Here is a 14,736-nt window from a genome sequence, read left to right as displayed (position 1 = left end):
GGTGCGATCGGCCGATCGCACCGCCCCTTCCCGTACGCCGTCGTCCCTACGCGGCGGGCCAGGCCTCCGCGAGCATCCTGCGGGTGTCGCCCAGGAGCTGCGGCAGCACCTTGGTGTGCCCGACCACGGGCATGAAGTTCGTGTCGCCGCCCCAGCGCGGGACGATGTGCTGGTGCAGATGGGCGGCGATCCCCGCGCCCGCGACCGAGCCCTGGTTCATGCCCAGGTTGAAGCCGTGCGCGCCCGACGCCGTGCGCAGCGCGGTCATCGCCTGCTTGGTCAGCTCCGCCAGCTCCAGCGTCTCCGGCCCCGTCAGCTCCGTGTAGTCGGCGACGTGCCGGTACGGCACCGTCATCAGGTGCCCGCCGTTGTACGGGTAGAGGTTGAGCACCGCGTACACGTACTCGCCCCGCTTGAGGACGAGCCCGTCCTCGTCCGACTTGGCCGGGATGGAGCAGAACGGGCAGCCGTCGTCGGCCCCCGAACCGGTCGGCTTGTTCTCCCCTTGGATGTACGCCATCCGGTGAGGCGTCCACAGGCGCTGGAAGGCGTCCTGCGTCCCGACTCCGATCTGCTGCTCCGGCTCACTCGTCATGGTGGCCAGCATATTCGCCGCCGGAGGTGTGCCGAGGGGCGGCCCTGAGCAGGGCCGCCCCCGAACTCCGTTCCCGGCCGTGGCTCAGACCTGGGCTCGGCGCTCCACCACGTCGACGAGCTTGGCGATCGCCTCGTCGTGGGGAATCCCGTTCTCCTGCGACCCGTCGCGGTAGCGGAAGGACACCGCGCCCGCGTTCATGTCGTCGTCACCGACGATGATCATGAAGGGCACCTTGGACTTCTGCGCGTTGCGGATCTTCTTCTGCATCCGGTCCGACGAGGCGTCCACCTCGACCCGCAGCCCCCGCTTCCGCGCCTCCTCCGCGAACTCCTGGAGGTACGGCACGTGCGCGTCCCCGACCGGGATGCCCACGGCCTGCACCGGCGCGAGCCACGCCGGGAACGCGCCCGCGTAGTGCTCAAGAAGCACGCCGAAGAAACGCTCGATCGAGCCGAACAGCGCGCGGTGCAGCATGACCGGCTGCTGCTTGGTGCCGTCCGCGGCGGTGTACTCAAGACCGAAGCGCTTCGGCTGGTTGAAGTCCACCTGGAGGGTCGACATCTGCCAGGACCGGCCGATCGCGTCCTTCGCCTGCACCGAGATCTTCGGCCCGTAGTACGCGGCCCCGCCCGGGTCCGGCACGAGCGGCAGGTTCTGCTTCTCGGCGGCGGCGCGCAGCGCCTCCGTGGCCTCGGCCCAGTCCTCGTCCGAGCCGATGAACTTGTCGGAGTCGTCGCGGGTGGACAGCTCCAGCTCGAACTCGTTCAGACCGTAGTCGCGCAGCAGGTCGAGGACGAAGGTGAGGAGCTTGTCCAGCTCCTCCGCCATCTGCTCCTTGGTGCAGTAGATGTGCGAGTCGTCCTGGGTGAACCCACGCGAGCGGGTCAGACCGTGCACGACGCCCGACTTCTCGTACCGGTACACGGTGCCGAACTCGAAGAGACGCAGCGGCAGCTCGCGGTAGGAGCGCCCGCGCGACTTGAAGATCAGGTTGTGCATGGGGCAGTTCATCGCCTTGAGGCGGTAGTTCTGCTCGTCGAACTCGATCGCCGGGAACATGCCCTCCGCGTAGTGCGGCAGGTGCCCCGAGGTCTCGAAGAGCTTCTCCTTCGAGATGTGCGGGGTGTTCACGAACTCGTAGCCGGAGTCCTCGTGCCGCTTGCGGGAGTAGTCCTCCATCACCTTGCGGATCACGCCGCCCTTGGGGTGGAAGACCGCGAGGCCCGGGCCCAGCTCCTCCGGGAAGGAGAACAGGTCCAGCTCCGCGCCGAGCTTGCGGTGATCACGCGCCTCCGCCTCGGCGAGGAACTCCAGGTGCGCCTTCAGCTCGTCCTTGGAGGGCCAGGCGGTGCCGTAGATGCGCTGGAGCTGCGGGTTCTTCTCACTGCCGCGCCAGTACGCGGCGGCGGAGCGCATCAGCTTGAACGCCGGGATGTTCCGGGTGGTGGGCAGGTGCGGACCGCGGCAGAGGTCTTTCCAGCACAGCTCGCCGGTCTTGGCGTCCAGGTTGTCGTAGATGGTCAGCTCACCCGCGCCCACCTCGGCGTCGGCGCCGTCGGCGGCCTGCGCGGCGTTGCCCTTGAGGCCGATGAGCTCCAGCTTGTAGGGCTCGTCGGCGAGCTCGACGCGGGCGTCGTCGTCGGTGGTGACGCGGCGCGAGAAGCGCTGGCCCCGCTTCTGGATCTCCTGCATCTTCTTCTCGATGCGCTTGAGGTCCTCGGGGGTGAAGGGCTCCTTGACGTCGAAGTCGTAGTAGAAGCCGTCCCGGATGGGCGGGCCGATGCCGAGCTTGGCCTCGGGGAACAGCTCCTGCACGGCCTGCGCCATGACGTGCGCGGTGGAGTGGCGCAGGATGTTCAGGCCGTCCTCGGAGGAGATCTCGACGGGCTCGACCTCCTCGCCGTCCCGGATCTCGTACGCGAGGTCCTTGAGCTCGCCGCCGACGCGCGCGGCGACGACGGTGCGCTCGCCCTCGAAGAGCTGGGCGGCCGTGGTGCCCGTGGTCACCACGCGCTCTTCCCGCTCGGAATCGCGTTGGATGATCACACGGACGTCTGACACCGGTCTCTCCTGCCTGATGGGGGCTGCCGCAGATCCTCGCCTGCGCGCGCAACGAATCGTACCGAGCCCCGGGCGCCCACCGCGAAACGGTTGTCCCTGTTCCCGCGCGGCCCGCCCCGCCACGTCCGCGCTCAGTCGGTGCCGCAGGCCTCCTCGAAGAAGGCCATGACCTCCGCGTGCTCCTGGACCGCCTTCATGAGCCGGTCCCGCTCGGCGTCGTCGACCTGCACCGGCACCACGGTGGTGACCCCGGTGAGCCTGCGGAAGCCACCGCGGCTCTCCAGGCGCCCGTGCACCCGCACCGGCAGTCCCACGAGGTGGGCGTGGCCGGCGATGCGGTACGCCTCCTCGTCCAGGGACATCCGCACGTGCGGGACCTCCGCGCCGGCCAGCACACGGACCCGTACGGTGCCCGGGCCGCGCGGGCCGGAGCGGCGCATGCGCACCACCGCGCCGGTGATCCGCACCGGCACGGACGGCTCCTCGCGCAGATACCGGGCGCCCGCCTCGCGCAGGGCCGGGAGGTCCCCGGGCGAGAACTCGACGGGCTCGGCGGCGGCGCAGCCGTCGGGCACGCCCGCGGCGGGTGACCAGGCGATGTGCACGCGGGCGCCCTCGGTGCCGCGGACCAGGGCGACGACCGCCTCCAGCAGCTCGTGGCTGACGCCTGCCGCGACGGCGCCGGTGAAGGCGTCCAGGGAGCCGGTGGCGCGCCGGTAGTCGACCGCCTCGCGGGCGGCGTGGAGCGCTTGGTGCAGATGTACGGCGAGGGGCCGGGCCGCGGCGACGGGCACGAAGGCGGTCAGCCGGCCGCCGTCGGAGGCCGGTGCTACGAGGACGTGCTCCAGGGCCGCGGCGGCGGCGCGGCGGTGCCGGGCGCCGTGGTGCGCGGCGCGCTCGCGGGCGGCGAGCACCTCGGCGAACAGCATCCGCTCGGCGGCGGTGCGCAGGTGCTCCCCGGCGGTCCAGGGCGCGGCGCCCGCGGGCCCGGTGGGCACGTCGCGCCACCAGCGGATCTCGTCGCTGGGTACGGCGAGCTGGACGAGGACGTCGCGGGCGGCGGGGGACTCGCTGCGGGCGAGGGCAGTGAGGGCCTCGCCGAGGAGGTCGCCGCTGTCGGGGTAGGCGCGGTCCTCGGGGACGAGGAGGCTGGTGCCGCGGCCGCCGGGGCCGGGCGGGGTCCAGCGCGCGTAGCGTCCGGGGGCGCCGCCGCGGCGCTGCCAGCCGTAGCGGTGCAGGAGGGCGGCGAGCACGGCGGGGTCGACGCGCGCGGGGTCGGGCGGCTCGGGCCAGGCGTCGGTGGCGTGGGGCGGCACGGCGCGGCTCCCGGGCGCGGGGAGCGCGGTGGTGGGGTGGCGGTCGCCGCGTACGGGGGCCGGGTCGTCGATCGGGCGGTGCATCAGGGTCTCCCTCCCGTGCCGACGCGCGTCATGATCTCGCAGAGGGCGTGGTCGTCGAAGATCCGCGTGGTGGGGACGCGGACGGTGGTGCGGCGCCGGCCGGTCACGGGGTGGCCGGCGAGGTTGGTCCAATAGCAGCAGTGGCGCAGGTCGAGGCGGTCGTGAGAGGCGCGCAGCCAGTCGTCACGGGACCGGGGCACGAGCATGACGACCAGTATCTTGTGGACCGCCACGGGGGTGCGGGCGAGCTTCTCCAGGTGGGCGTTGTCCAGGGTGAAGGAGAAGGCGGCGCCCGGCGGCCGGGGCGGGACCTGGTAGGTGCACTTGAGCTGCACCTTGATGGTGACCTCGTCGTCGACGGTGTGGCCGGGGGCGCTGTGGCTGAGGTGCCAGTCGATGCCGTTGTCCGGGAAGGGCTGCGAGAGGGAGCACCCCGCCGCCGCGGCGACCGCGTGCAGATAGCCCACCTGAAGGGTCTCCATGCAGGCGGTGGTGGCGAGTGTGCCGCGCGGCGGTGCGCTCCGCTCGGGCAGCAGCCCGCCCTGTTCGGGCTGCGCGAGCGTCATGTGCAGGAGCCCTTCCGAACCGGTGAAATCCCCGCTTGAGCCGTCAACCATCCGGCTCCGTACCTGTGTTGTCTCCTCGTCGGGTTCGGCGCAAACGGCCCGGGTATCACCTGCGTGGGGCGGGAGCGGAGGTCAACTGCCAAGTCAGGACGAGGAGTTGCGTCGCTATGACGTGCTGGTACGAGGGGCCCTTGGCCGCATTCGACACGGAGACGACGGGTGTCGACGTGGAGACCGACCGGATCGTGTCGGCCGCCGTCGTCGTGCAGAACGGCGCGGGGGCCCGCCCGCGGGTGACGCGCTGGCTGGTGAATCCGGGTGTGCCGGTGCCGCAGGCGGCGACGGCGGTGCACGGTCTGACGCAGGAGCACCTGGAGCGCAACGGCCGCTGGCCCGCGCCGGTGATGGAGGAGGTCGGACGGGAGCTGGCGGAGCAGGGGGCGGCGGGCCGGCCCCTGGTGGTGATGAACGCGCCGTTCGACCTGACGCTGCTGGACCGCGAGTTGCGCAGGCACCGCGCCTCGTCGCTCGCGCGGTACATCGAGAACCGTTCGCTGTGCGTCCTCGACCCGCGGGTCCTGGACCGGCACCTGGACCGCTACCGCAAGGGCCGGCGCACGCTGTCGGACCTGTGCGAGCTGTACGGGGTGGAGTTGAGCGGGGCTCATGACGCGGCGGCCGACGCGCAGGCGGCGCTGGACCTGGTCCGCGCCATCGGCCGCCGGTACGCGGCACGGCTCGACCGGCTGTCCCCCGCCGAGCTGCACACGCTGCAGGCGGTGTGGCACGCGGCGCAGGCGCGGGGGCTGCAGGCCTGGTTCGCGCGCAGCGGGTCGCCGGAGGCGGTGGACCCGGCGTGGCCACTGCGCCCGGACCTGCCGGCGGCTGCCTGAGGCGCAACGCTACGAGGAACGACGGCACCGTACGGTCGCGGTGTACGCAGGCACGGGGTACGCGGTCGCGTCGGCGGCAGGAGCCGGGCGCGGGCACCGCAGGAGCGGGGCGCGGGCAGCGTAGGAGCGGCGCGGGGTTCCGGCATGCGCGGCGCGTGGTCGTGGCATGAAAAAACCGGCCCGTCGAGGACGGACCGGCATTCTCCGGGTGGGCGATACTGGGTTCGAACCAGTGACCTCTTCGGTGTGAACGAAGCGCTCTCCCACTGAGCTAATCGCCCGGGAACGCACTGAACAATACAGGTCCGGGCGCCCTTCGTTCAAACCGCCCGCCCGGCCCCCCTCAGCGGGGCCCCGCGGGCGGCCGCCGCCGGTCCAGGTACGCGGCGAGACCCCGTCTGCCGGCGCGCATCATCGCGGCGTGGTTGAGGCGGAGCAGGGGCCTGCCGGGGACGGCGAGGCGCCGCAGCAAGGGTTTGCGGACGTCGACTTCCTGGTCGTAGCGGGCGCGGGTGGTGCCGCCGGGGGCGGGCGCCAGGGTCCAGCGGGCCCAGCCGTCGAGATCCCCGGTCATGGTGATCGCGAGGATGCCGCGCTCGGGGTCCCGGCTCTGCTCGCGGGCGGTGACGACGAGGTCGTACGGCAGGAAGGAGCGGAACCGCGCGGTGCCGGTGCGCTCGTCGAGCGGGGCCACCTCGCGCACCTGCGGCCACCAGGCCGGGTAGTCCTCGGCCCGCTCCAGCGTCGCGTACACGACGGCGGGTTCGGCGGGCAGATTCCATACGCTGCGAAAGCGGTAATGACACCAGTCCATGCGCCAAGTGTGCTGCCCCGGAACGCGATCCGGCTCCCCGCGGCGGCGTCCGGCACCAACTCGGCAGAAATGGGAAGCAGTTATTCCGGGCGGTGCGGCCCTCGCGCCTTTTGTGAAAGGCCGTCACGTACGACAGTGACCCGGAGGCTGTTTCCAGCCTCCGGGCCACAATCCCGGGTGGGCGATACTGGGTTCGAACCAGTGACCTCTTCGGTGTGAACGAAGCGCTCTCCCACTGAGCTAATCGCCCGGGCGCAGAGAGAACATTACCCCATGTCAGAGGGTGCCTCCGACCACCTGCCCGACGGGCCCCGGCGGGCGCGGGCGCTCCGCCGGGGGGTGGCTCACTGGTCGTTGATCTTCCAGGGCATCTCCAGGCCGTACTTGGAGAGGTAGACCGCGGCGAGCGCGGCGACGATCACGAGTCCGATCGTCGTGAGGATGATGTTGCGGCGGCGCACCTTGGGGTCGAGTGCGCGCTGTGCCGCCTCGGTGACCTTCCGTTTCGTCCAGCGGAGCACCAACTGCGCCCAGACGAACTCGGTGGCCCAGATCGCCATGCCGCCGAAGATCACCACCCAGCCGGGGCCCGGCAGCGGCAGCATGATGATGCCGACCACCACGACCGCGAGGCCGACGATGAAGACGCCGACCTGCCAGCTCAGGTGCAGCGCTCGGCGCGCCTTGATGAACTCCGGCGCTCGCGATCCGAAGGGCTTCTCGGGCTTGGTCCCGCCCGCCGCGCCCTCGGGCGAGTCCGCAACGACCGGCTCGTTACTCCCCGTATTCATGTCGCCAAACCCTACCGGACGGAAACGCGTCACCGGAATGGCCGTACGAACCATTGGGGCAATCCGCCATACGAGGCACCTAAAGACACGCAAAACCCTCAGAGGGGTTTACAACGGCACCGTAGGTGGCATGTCGATTTCGCCGACGTGCGAATCCCCGAGCGCACACTGAGCGAAAGGCCTTGGCGCTTATGAACACCACGGTCAGCTGCGAGCTGCACCTGCGCCTCGTTGTGTCGAGCGAGTCCTCACTGCCTGTACCCGCGGGGCTGCGGTATGACACGGCCGATCCCTATGCCGTGCACGCCACCTTCCACACCGGAGCCGAGGAGACCGTCGAGTGGGTGTTCGCCCGCGACCTTCTCGCCGAGGGCCTGCACCGGCCCACCGGCACCGGCGACGTCCGCGTCTGGCCGTCCCGCAGCCACGGTCAGGGTGTCGTCTGCATCGCCCTGAGCTCTCCGGAGGGCGAGGCTCTGCTCGAGGCCCCGGCGCGGGCCCTGGAATCGTTCCTGAAGCGAACCGACGCGGCCGTGCCACCCGGCACGGAACACCGCCACTTCGATCTCGACACGGAGCTCTCGCACATTTTGGCCGAAAGCTAGTCCGGCCCGTCCGGGAGCCGCCCGGCGCCGTCCGACTCGGGGAGACGACGCGGGTACGACAACGACATAGCAAGGCACAGCAGACACCGGCGCCGGTGCCGCGGAATTCCGCGGCTCCGGCGCCGTGGCGTGCGGGGCGTGAGCCGCTAGCATCGGCCAGCATCAGGCGGGCGCCCGCCCGACCCTCATCAGGCCAGGGAGCGAATCGTGCTGATCACCCATGACACCAGGTGTGCGCTCGACGCCGTGGTCGATCTGGTGAACTCCGCGCCGGACGACGAGAGCGACGGCAGCGCCGAGGGGCTCGGGGACGTCGAGGCCCTGCGCGAGTTCGTCCGGTCCCACGCGATCAGCGACGTCGGGGTGCTCACGGAGCGGGATCTCGCGGGGGTGCGCCACATCCGTCGCCGGTTCGCCGAGGTCTTCGCGGCCACCGAGCCGCACGTCGCGGCCGCCCTGCTGAACGAGCTGGTCGCCGCCGCGGGCACCACGCCGCGCCTGACGGACCACGACGGCTACGACTGGCACGTGCACTACTTCGCCCCGGGCGCCTCCGTCGCCGACCACCTGGCGGCCGACTGCGGCATGGCGCTGGCCTTCTTCGTCGTCGCCGGCGAGCAGGAGCGGCTGCGCCGCTGCGAGGCACCGGACTGCCGCCGGGCCTTCATCGACCTGTCGCGGAACCGCTCCCGCCGCTACTGCGACAGCCGCACCTGCGGCAACCGGCTGCACGTCGCCGCCTACCGCGCCCGGCGGAGGGAGGCGGCGGAACTCGAACAGGAGGGCGTGCAGGACGGGGCGCGGGACGCCGCACACGACGGCGTGCGGGGCCGGACGCAGGACGCGGCACACGACGGTGCCCGGGACGCGGCGCAGGGCGCGGCGCCGGATGCGGCGGGGACGGCAGCTCGGGGGCCGGAGGCACTGGAGCAGGGACTAGAGCAGGAAAAGGTCGTGCAGTGAGGCCATGAGCAGCAGGCAGCCGATCACCGCCAGGAAGATCATCAGCGGGGGCTGGGAGAGGGCGAAGAGGCAGCCTCGCGGTTCGTCGGCGGTTCCGTGCCCGTCGGAGGGGGCGGGGTCGCTCTGTGTGGTGGTGTCCAGCATCTCGCGGTGATGATGGCGCAGCGCGGGCCCGCGTGGGGAGCAACCCGCGACCCCGGCAGGGCAGTTCGCCGCGTGCCGTGCCCTTGGCGGGCCCGGCCGGGCCCGACCGGGCACAGCCGGGCGCGGTGTCCGCGGATACGCTCGAACCGGGGACCCCGCTCCGCACCGGGGGTCCCCCTGCGGGGGCCCGTGCCGGGGCGGGAACGGCTGTCGGGGCCCCTAGGGTCCCTCAGGGTCGCGGCCCCTGTGCCGTCGCGCGTCCTCGGTCATATCCCGTGCTTCTCGTCATATCCCGTGCTTCTTGAGGATGGCCTCGATGTCGCTGAAGTCCTCCGCGGGCGCCGCCGTCTGCTTCGGCTTGGCGGCGGGCCGGGCGGTCCCGGCCAGGGAGGGCGCCGAGGCCGCGGGGGCGACGGCGTCCCGCCGGGCGGCCTTGGCCGCGGCCCTGCGCTCCTTGCGGGTGCCCCCGGAGCGGCGCTCGGCCGCGCGGGTCGCCGTGAACAGCAGCCACGCGGCGCCGAGGACGCCGAAGCCCGCCCAGGCGACCGGGCTGAAGGCCGTGTCGGCGGCCCACTCGACGGCTCCGGTCATCACCAGGCCCAGGGGGACCAGGGCGTAGGCGGCGAGGCGGGCGGCGGCGAGGAAGCGCTTGCGGTACGCCGTGACGGCGGCTATGCCGAGGCCGGCCGCGGCGACGGCGGAGCAGATGGTCTCGGCAATCATCCCGGTCCTCCAGGCGTGCGGGCGCGGTGCGGTCTCGCTTGTCTCCTCTCCATCCTGCACCGGTCCGGGGCCGTGAGGCCACGGCGTAGGGCGGACATCAGGGAGATATCCGGGTAGCCCCTCCTCCCCAGGTGCCGGTGGCGGCGCGGAGGGCTGGGAGACTGTGCGCATGAACGACTCTTCCGCCACCGGTCCCGCCAGCCCCGTCGTCATCGAGGTCTGGTGCGAGCTGCAGTGCCCCGACTGCCGCACCGCCCTGGACGACGTACGCGCCCTGCGGGAGCGCTACGGCGACCGCGCCGAGCTGCGCCTTCGCCACTTCCCGCTGGAGAAGCACCGGCACGCCTTCGCCGCCGCGCAGGCCGCCGAGGAGGCGCTGGAGCAGGGCAAGGGCTGGGAGTACGTCGAGGCGGTGCTGGCCCGGGTCGAGGAGCTGGACCGCGCGGGCGAGCCCTTCCTGGTCCAGGTGGCGCGGGAACTGGGCCTGGACGCCGAGGAGTTCGACACCGCGCTGGTGGACGGGCGGCACATCCTGATCGTCGACGCCGACCAGGCCGAGGGCAAGGCGATCGGCGTCACCGGGACGCCGACGTACGTCGTCGGCGGGGAGCGCCTCGACGGCGGCAAGAGCCAGGAGGGCCTGCGCGAGCGCGTCGAGGAGATCACCGACCGGCTCCTCGCCCAGGGCTGAGCCCTCCGGAACCCGCGCGGCGGCCGGTCCCTGTCCCCCAGCCGCGTACACGCGCTCGGGCACACCGGCCCCGGCCACGCCCCCTCATGGACGACCGGCCTGGCGCGGCGCGGGACAGCCGCGTCAGAGCAGCGGTTTGTACAGGTGGTACTCCACCGCCTCGTAGCCGAGGGACTCGTACAGGCGCAGGGCCGCGGTGTTGCCCGCGAACACGTGCAGGGCGACGCGGGAGCGGCCCTCCTCCAGGCACTGGGCCTCGGCGACCAGCATCAGGGACCGGCCGTGGCCGCGCCCGCGGTGCTCCGGGCCCACCTCGACGTCGTACACGAAGCCGTCGCCGTCCTGCTCGGCGAGCCACAGCGTGCCGACCGCCGTGTCCTCGTGGAGCAGGACGCTCAGCCGGGCGCCGGGGGTGGCGAGCCCGTCGGGCAGGGAGCGGGCGTACTCCCGTTCGGCCTTGGCGCGGGCCTGGTCGTCGGGGACGCCGCGCTCGGCCCAGTCGCGGGCGTACTCCGCCTTCGCGTGCGCGGCCCAGGCGGTGTACTCCGGCTCCGTCATCGGCCGCGCCCGGACGCCGTCGGGCAGCGCGGGCGGCCGCGACGGCAGTGCTTTGGCCAGGCGGCGGCCGCGCTCCACGTAGCCGAGCGCGGTGGCGAGGCCGAGGGCGTCCGGGGCGGTCGTGGGCACGGTCGCCTCGACGCGGGCGCAGCCCCAGCCGCGCGCCACTTCCTCGGCGGCGAGGGCGGCCACGGTGCCGCGGCCGCGGTGGCGGTCCGGCTCGTCGATCCGCAGGTCCAGGATCCGGGCGACGCGGGACCCGAAGACCGGGTGGGTGGCCAGGTGGATCCGGCCGACGGGCCGGCTGTTCACGCACACGTCGTAGATGCGCGACGTGGTGCCGTCCTCAGCGTTCTGCTGCAGCGGCCCGGTCGGCCGCAGAGTCGTGGTCATCACGGGTGTTGTACCCGCCCCGCGCCCCCGCGTCATCCGTATTTCCGGCACCACCGGTCCGGCTTCCCCGGCTCCGGCCGGGCCGGGCCGCCTGGCGTCAGGGGTCCAGGTCGTCGGCGGCGCGCTCGGCGAAGACCCGCATCGCCTTGGCGGTCACCGGGCCGGGGGCGCCGGGCAGGTCGCGGCCGTCGACGCGGTGGACGGCCTGGACGTCGCGCAGCGTGGAGGTGAGGAAGACCTCGTCGGCCCGGTCGAGGACGTCGAGGGGCAGGTCGGTCTCCCGGGCGCCGGTCCACTCCAGGGTCAGGGCGCGGGTGACGCCCGCGAGGCAGCCGGAGGCCACCGGCGGGGTGTGGATCTCGCCGTCGAGGACGACGAAGACGTTCGAGCCGGTGCCCTCGCACAGCCGTCCCGCGGTGTTGGCGAACAGTGCCTCGCTCGCGCCCTGTTCGGTGGCGCGGGCGAGCGCGAGCACGTTCTCGGCGTACGAGGTGGTCTTCAGGCCGGTCAGGGCGCCGCGCTCGTTGCGGGTCCACGGGACGGTGATCACGGCGGTGGAGTCGGGCCTGCGCGCGGTCTCGTCGAGGGCGACGACGAGGGTCGGGCCGTGGTCGCCGCGGTCCGAGCCGAGCGGGGAGAGGCCGCCGGTGTAGGTGATGCGCAGGCGGCCCAGGGCCGCGGGGTTGGCGTCGAGGACGGCGGCGCTCGCGCGGCGGACCTCGTCCAGGTCCGGCTCGGGCAGACCGAGTCCGCGCGCGGAGCGGGCGAGCCGGTCGAGGTGGCGGGTGAGCGCGAAGGGCCGCCCGCCGACCGCCTTCACCGTCTCGAAGACGCCGTCGCCGACGGTCAGGCCGTGGTCGAGGACGGAGACGCGCGCCGACGCGAGGTCGTGCAGGCCACCGTCGATCCATATCTTCACGAAGGGGTCCCTCCCGTTGGTTGGTACGTGCCCGACGCTACCGCCAGCAGCCGCTCGGCCTTGAGCTCGGTCTCGCGCCACTCCCCCTCGGGGTCGGAGCCCCAGGTGATGCCGGCGCCCGTGCCGAAGCGCAGGGCCCCCGCGGCCCGGTCGATCCAGAAGGTGCGGATGCCGACGGCCAGCTCGCCCGTGCGCCGGTCGGCGTCGACCCAGCCGATGCCGCCGCAGTAGGGGCCGCGCGGTGCCGTCTCCAGGGTGTCGATGATCCGCAGGGCGCTGGACTTGGGGGCGCCGGTGACGGAACCGGGCGGGAAGGCGGCGTCGAGCAGCTCCGGCCAGCCCGCCCCGGCGCGCAGCTCGCCGCGAACGGTGGAGACGAGGTGGACGAGGCCGGGGTGCTTCTCCACGACGCACAGCTCGGGCACGGTGACGGTGCCGGTCGCGCAGACGCGCCCGAGGTCGTTGCGGACCAGGTCGACGATCATCACGTTCTCGGCGTAGTCCTTGTCCAGGAGGTCCGCCTCGGTGCGCGCGGTGCCCTTGATCGGCCCGGACTCGACGACACCGCCGGTGCGGCGCAGGAACAGCTCGGGCGATGCGGTGGCGACCTCGACGCCGTGCCCGGGCAGGCGAATCGTTCCTGCGTACGGGGCGGGGTTCCCGCGCGCGAGGAGGGCGGTCAGCGCGTCCACGTCGGCGTCGGCGGGCACGGGCGCGGACAGGACGCGGCAGAGGTTCGCCTGGTAGACGTCCCCGGCCGCGATGTGCGCGCGCACGCGGCGCACCCCGTCCGTGTACGCGGCGCGGTCGAGGGAGGTCGTCCAGTCACCGGCCGCCGGGCCGTGCCAGGCGCCGGGCGCGGGGGCGGGCACCGGCTCCTCGCGCACCCGGCCGAAGCGGGCGCAGACCAGACGGCCCTCGAAGTCCGCGCAGACAGCCCAGAAGCCCCGGCTGTCCAGGGCGGAAGGGTCGCTGGTCACGTCGCGCAGCTCGGTCGCGACAAGGCCGCCGAAGCGGGCCAGAGGAGACAGGTCGTGCACGGCTGCGAGTCTATGACCGGCGCCGTCGCGGTGCCCCGGGCCCGGGTGACCAGGGCGGCAGCGCAGCACGCTGCGTAAACGCGTTTTTGTGCTGGCCCAGGAATCCGCTAGAGTTCAACACGTCGCCGGGACGCGGAAGCGGACCGGGAAAGACAAGCGGACGTAGCTCAGTTGGTAGAGCGCAACCTTGCCAAGGTTGAGGTCGCCAGTTCGAACCTGGTCGTCCGCTCGCAGGAACGCGGGGGATCTTCCCGACACCCCGTACTCCTGGTGGAGTGGCCGAGAGGCGAGGCAACGGCCTGCAAAGCCGTCTACACGGGTTCAAATCCCGTCTCCACCTCCAAGGACGATTAGCTCAGCGGGAGAGCGCTTCCCTGACACGGAAGAGGTCACTGGTTCAATCCCAGTATCGTCCACTGGAATCTCTGATCATGGCCCTCGCGGCCTGGTCACCAGAGGTTTCCCCGCGCGATTAGCTCAGCGGGAGAGCGCTTCCCTGACACGGAAGAGGTCACTGGTTCAATCCCAGTATCGCGCACGCACCGCCCCCACCTGCGGGTTCACGCCCGCCGATGGTCCCGCGCGATTAGCTCAGCGGGAGAGCGCTTCCCTGACACGGAAGAGGTCACTGGTTCAATCCCAGTATCGCGCACCAGCTCCACGAAGCCCCCGGCCGGGAATCGGCCGGGGGCTTCGTCGTGTCAGCGTGTCACGACGAGAACAGCATGTGGCCGAAGCTCTTGTGCCGCTTGTGGCCGTGGTGGTCGTAGTGCCCGTGGTGGCCGGCGGCCGGGGCGCCCCAGGCGGGGGCGGGCGCCGCCGGGTAGCCCTGCGGCGGGACGGGCGGCGCGGGCGGGGCCTGGTGGGCGCTCCACTGGCCCTCCAGGCGCGTCAGGGACTCCAGCTCCCCGTAGTCCAGGAATATCCCCCGGCACCCGCTGCACTGCTCGATCTGGACGCCGTTGCGGTTGTACGTGTGCATCGGCGCGTGGCACTTGGGACAGTGCATGGGCGGTCCAACTCCTCGTCGGTCATGACGGTTTCACCGGGCGTCTGCCCGGCTTCGGTGCGTTGCACCCTACTTCGTGCCCCTGGGCGCGGGGCCGGGCGGGACGGCGGCCATCCGGCGGCAGGCGTCGACGACGTCCCGCTCGACCTCGTCCAGGGCGCGGCCCGCCGCGGTCGCCTTGGCGATCGCCAGCGCCGCCGTCTGCGCGGTCAGCGCGCGGGCCGGGACGTCGAGCACCGGCCAGGGGTCGCCGGTGGCGGGAACGGCGGGGCCGCCCGCCGCGCGGTACGCGTCCAGGAACCGCGTCCACTCCCCCGCGCCCAGCAGGCCGCAGGCGTACCAGGCGGCGGGCCGCGCCAGGTCCCAGGCGGGGTCGCCGAGCCCCAGGTCGTCGATGTCGATCAGCAGCCAGCGGCCCCGGGCGCGGACGAGCTGCCCCAGGTGCAGGTCGCCGTGGCACAGGCGCGGCGGGCCCGGGGCCGGGGCTTCGGCGCGGGCCCAGGGCGGCAGGGCGGACCAGGCACGCTCGACGGCGGGGGCGCCGGGGTGCGGGGCCGTCGCCGTCGCC

At 72.9% G+C, this 14,736-nt stretch carries 16 protein-coding genes, 7 tRNA genes and 1 pseudogene; 9 read left to right on the top strand and 15 right to left on the bottom strand.

The window, feature by feature from the left end; genetic code table 11:
* Positions 1–46 precede the first annotated feature (46 nt).
* From IE330_RS34130 to IE330_RS34115, 4 genes are all read right to left on the bottom strand, one after another.
* Entirely contained in the window at positions 47–607 is a 561-nt protein-coding gene (locus tag IE330_RS34130; RefSeq protein ID WP_190140054.1) for an HIT family protein, read from the bottom strand.
* A 72-nt stretch (positions 608–679) separates the two neighbouring features.
* Positions 680–2,659, bottom strand: coding sequence for a threonine--tRNA ligase (gene thrS / locus IE330_RS34125; RefSeq protein ID WP_190140053.1), 1,980 nt, complete (start codon positions 2,657–2,659; stop codon positions 680–682).
* 131 nt (positions 2,660–2,790) lie between these two features.
* Positions 2,791–4,062: a hypothetical protein gene (locus tag IE330_RS34120; RefSeq protein ID WP_373314799.1), complete on the bottom strand. Its 1,272-nt coding sequence runs from the start codon at positions 4,060–4,062 to the stop codon at positions 2,791–2,793.
* Positions 4,059–4,625 carry a DUF4365 domain-containing protein gene (locus IE330_RS34115; protein WP_190140052.1) on the bottom strand — a complete coding sequence of 189 codons (567 nt, stop codon included), beginning with the start codon at positions 4,623–4,625 and terminating at the stop codon, positions 4,059–4,061. Before IE330_RS34115 ends, IE330_RS34120 begins: the two co-directional genes overlap by 4 nt.
* 167 nt (positions 4,626–4,792) lie before the next feature.
* Here IE330_RS34115 and IE330_RS34110 point away from each other — a divergent pair, with 167 nt between their 5' ends.
* Complete coding sequence (locus tag IE330_RS34110) at positions 4,793–5,518, top strand: 3'-5' exonuclease (RefSeq protein WP_190140051.1); 726 nt, start codon at positions 4,793–4,795, stop codon at positions 5,516–5,518.
* A 209-nt stretch (positions 5,519–5,727) separates the two neighbouring features.
* Here the strand turns inward: IE330_RS34110 and IE330_RS34105 are convergent.
* The 4 genes from IE330_RS34105 to IE330_RS34090 all read right to left on the bottom strand — a co-directional run bounded on the left by IE330_RS34105 (position 5,728) and on the right by IE330_RS34090 (position 7,123).
* Positions 5,728–5,799: transfer RNA gene (locus IE330_RS34105), tRNA-Val, on the bottom strand.
* A 62-nt stretch (positions 5,800–5,861) separates the two neighbouring features.
* Positions 5,862–6,332 (bottom strand): SRPBCC family protein, encoded by a 471-nt coding sequence (locus IE330_RS34100; protein WP_190140050.1) that lies wholly within the window; start codon positions 6,330–6,332, stop codon positions 5,862–5,864.
* A gap of 178 nt (positions 6,333–6,510) precedes the next feature.
* Positions 6,511–6,582 (bottom strand) — tRNA-Val (locus IE330_RS34095).
* A 94-nt stretch (positions 6,583–6,676) separates the two neighbouring features.
* Positions 6,677–7,123, bottom strand: a complete 447-nt coding sequence (locus tag IE330_RS34090) for a TIGR02611 family protein (protein WP_190140049.1) — start codon at positions 7,121–7,123, stop codon at positions 6,677–6,679.
* 191 nt (positions 7,124–7,314) lie between these two features.
* Between IE330_RS34090 and IE330_RS34085 the strand changes: the two genes are divergently transcribed.
* Together IE330_RS34085 and IE330_RS34080 are read left to right on the top strand one after the other, a co-directional pair.
* Positions 7,315–7,728 (top strand): SsgA family sporulation/cell division regulator, encoded by a 414-nt coding sequence (locus IE330_RS34085; protein WP_003959770.1) that lies wholly within the window; start codon positions 7,315–7,317, stop codon positions 7,726–7,728.
* Positions 7,729–7,935: 207 nt separating this feature from the next.
* Positions 7,936–8,496 (top strand): annotated as a pseudogene (locus IE330_RS34080) (CGNR zinc finger domain-containing protein); the annotation flags it as partial.
* A 168-nt stretch (positions 8,497–8,664) separates the two neighbouring features.
* Here the strand turns inward: IE330_RS34080 and IE330_RS34075 are convergent.
* The gene (locus IE330_RS34075; RefSeq protein WP_190140047.1) at positions 8,665–8,835 is read right to left on the bottom strand and encodes a hypothetical protein; all 171 of its coding nucleotides are present in this window, start codon (positions 8,833–8,835) and stop codon (positions 8,665–8,667) included.
* 285 nt (positions 8,836–9,120) lie between these two features.
* On the bottom strand, positions 9,121–9,558 hold the full coding sequence (locus IE330_RS34070) for a hypothetical protein (protein WP_190140046.1): 438 nt from the start codon (positions 9,556–9,558) through the stop codon (positions 9,121–9,123).
* A gap of 169 nt (positions 9,559–9,727) precedes the next feature.
* Between IE330_RS34070 and IE330_RS34065 the strand changes: the two genes are divergently transcribed.
* Positions 9,728–10,249 carry a DsbA family protein gene (locus tag IE330_RS34065; RefSeq protein ID WP_190140045.1) on the top strand — a complete coding sequence of 174 codons (522 nt, stop codon included), beginning with the start codon at positions 9,728–9,730 and terminating at the stop codon, positions 10,247–10,249.
* A gap of 123 nt (positions 10,250–10,372) precedes the next feature.
* Here the strand turns inward: IE330_RS34065 and IE330_RS34060 are convergent, their stop codons facing one another.
* The 3 genes from IE330_RS34060 to IE330_RS34050 form a co-directional block, all read right to left on the bottom strand.
* Complete coding sequence (locus tag IE330_RS34060) at positions 10,373–11,200, bottom strand: GNAT family N-acetyltransferase (protein ID WP_190140044.1); 828 nt, start codon at positions 11,198–11,200, stop codon at positions 10,373–10,375.
* A 97-nt stretch (positions 11,201–11,297) separates the two neighbouring features.
* The gene (locus IE330_RS34055) at positions 11,298–12,119 is read right to left on the bottom strand and encodes an aminotransferase class IV (protein WP_190140043.1); all 822 of its coding nucleotides are present in this window, start codon (positions 12,117–12,119) and stop codon (positions 11,298–11,300) included.
* Positions 12,116–13,159: a chorismate-binding protein gene (locus IE330_RS34050; RefSeq protein WP_190140042.1), complete on the bottom strand. Its 1,044-nt coding sequence runs from the start codon at positions 13,157–13,159 to the stop codon at positions 12,116–12,118. The genes IE330_RS34055 and IE330_RS34050 overlap by 4 nt, the downstream gene beginning before the upstream one ends.
* Before the next feature lie 156 nt (positions 13,160–13,315).
* Here IE330_RS34050 and IE330_RS34045 point away from each other — a divergent pair.
* From IE330_RS34045 to IE330_RS34025, 5 genes are all read left to right on the top strand, one after another.
* A tRNA-Gly gene (locus tag IE330_RS34045) sits at positions 13,316–13,388 on the top strand.
* Between the two features lie 40 nt (positions 13,389–13,428).
* Positions 13,429–13,502: transfer RNA gene (locus tag IE330_RS34040), tRNA-Cys, on the top strand.
* A gap of 1 nt (position 13,503) precedes the next feature.
* A tRNA-Val gene (locus IE330_RS34035) sits at positions 13,504–13,575 on the top strand.
* A gap of 50 nt (positions 13,576–13,625) precedes the next feature.
* Positions 13,626–13,697: transfer RNA gene (locus IE330_RS34030), tRNA-Val, on the top strand.
* Positions 13,698–13,739: 42 nt separating this feature from the next.
* Positions 13,740–13,814, top strand: a tRNA-Val gene (locus IE330_RS34025).
* 54 nt (positions 13,815–13,868) lie between these two features.
* Here IE330_RS34025 and IE330_RS34020 read toward each other — a convergent pair.
* Together IE330_RS34020 and IE330_RS34015 are read right to left on the bottom strand one after the other, a co-directional pair.
* Positions 13,869–14,168 carry a TFIIB-type zinc ribbon-containing protein gene (locus IE330_RS34020; protein ID WP_190140041.1) on the bottom strand — a complete coding sequence of 100 codons (300 nt, stop codon included), beginning with the start codon at positions 14,166–14,168 and terminating at the stop codon, positions 13,869–13,871.
* A gap of 69 nt (positions 14,169–14,237) precedes the next feature.
* A partial coding sequence (locus IE330_RS34015; protein WP_190140040.1) for a phosphotransferase family protein occupies positions 14,238–14,736 on the bottom strand: 499 nt, incomplete at its 5' end.

The organism is Streptomyces longispororuber, assembly GCF_014656095.1.
Classification (GTDB): Bacteria; Actinomycetota; Actinomycetes; order Streptomycetales; family Streptomycetaceae; genus Streptomyces; species Streptomyces longispororuber.
This window is presented reverse-complemented; position numbering and strand designations above follow the sequence as displayed.

Bases quoted from the DNA above. Each gene is read 5' to 3' on its own strand.
- IE330_RS34130 (WP_190140054.1), bottom strand. From the start codon at position 607: ATGCTGGCCACCATGACGAGTGAGCCGGAGCAGCAGATCGGAGTCGGG.
- IE330_RS34115 (WP_190140052.1), bottom strand. From the start codon at position 4,625: ATGACGCTCGCGCAGCCCGAACAGGGCGGGCTGCTGCCCGAGCGGAGC.
- IE330_RS34110 (WP_190140051.1), top strand. From the start codon at position 4,793: ATGACGTGCTGGTACGAGGGGCCCTTGGCCGCATTCGACACGGAGACG.
- IE330_RS34100 (WP_190140050.1), bottom strand. From the start codon at position 6,332: ATGGACTGGTGTCATTACCGCTTTCGCAGCGTATGGAATCTGCCCGCC.
- IE330_RS34090 (WP_190140049.1), bottom strand. From the start codon at position 7,123: ATGAATACGGGGAGTAACGAGCCGGTCGTTGCGGACTCGCCCGAGGGC.
- IE330_RS34085 (WP_003959770.1), top strand. From the start codon at position 7,315: ATGAACACCACGGTCAGCTGCGAGCTGCACCTGCGCCTCGTTGTGTCG.
- IE330_RS34075 (WP_190140047.1), bottom strand. From the start codon at position 8,835: ATGCTGGACACCACCACACAGAGCGACCCCGCCCCCTCCGACGGGCAC.
- IE330_RS34070 (WP_190140046.1), bottom strand. From the start codon at position 9,558: ATGATTGCCGAGACCATCTGCTCCGCCGTCGCCGCGGCCGGCCTCGGC.
- IE330_RS34065 (WP_190140045.1), top strand. From the start codon at position 9,728: ATGAACGACTCTTCCGCCACCGGTCCCGCCAGCCCCGTCGTCATCGAG.
- IE330_RS34060 (WP_190140044.1), bottom strand. From the start codon at position 11,200: ATGACCACGACTCTGCGGCCGACCGGGCCGCTGCAGCAGAACGCTGAG.
- IE330_RS34020 (WP_190140041.1), bottom strand. From the start codon at position 14,168: ATGCACTGTCCCAAGTGCCACGCGCCGATGCACACGTACAACCGCAAC.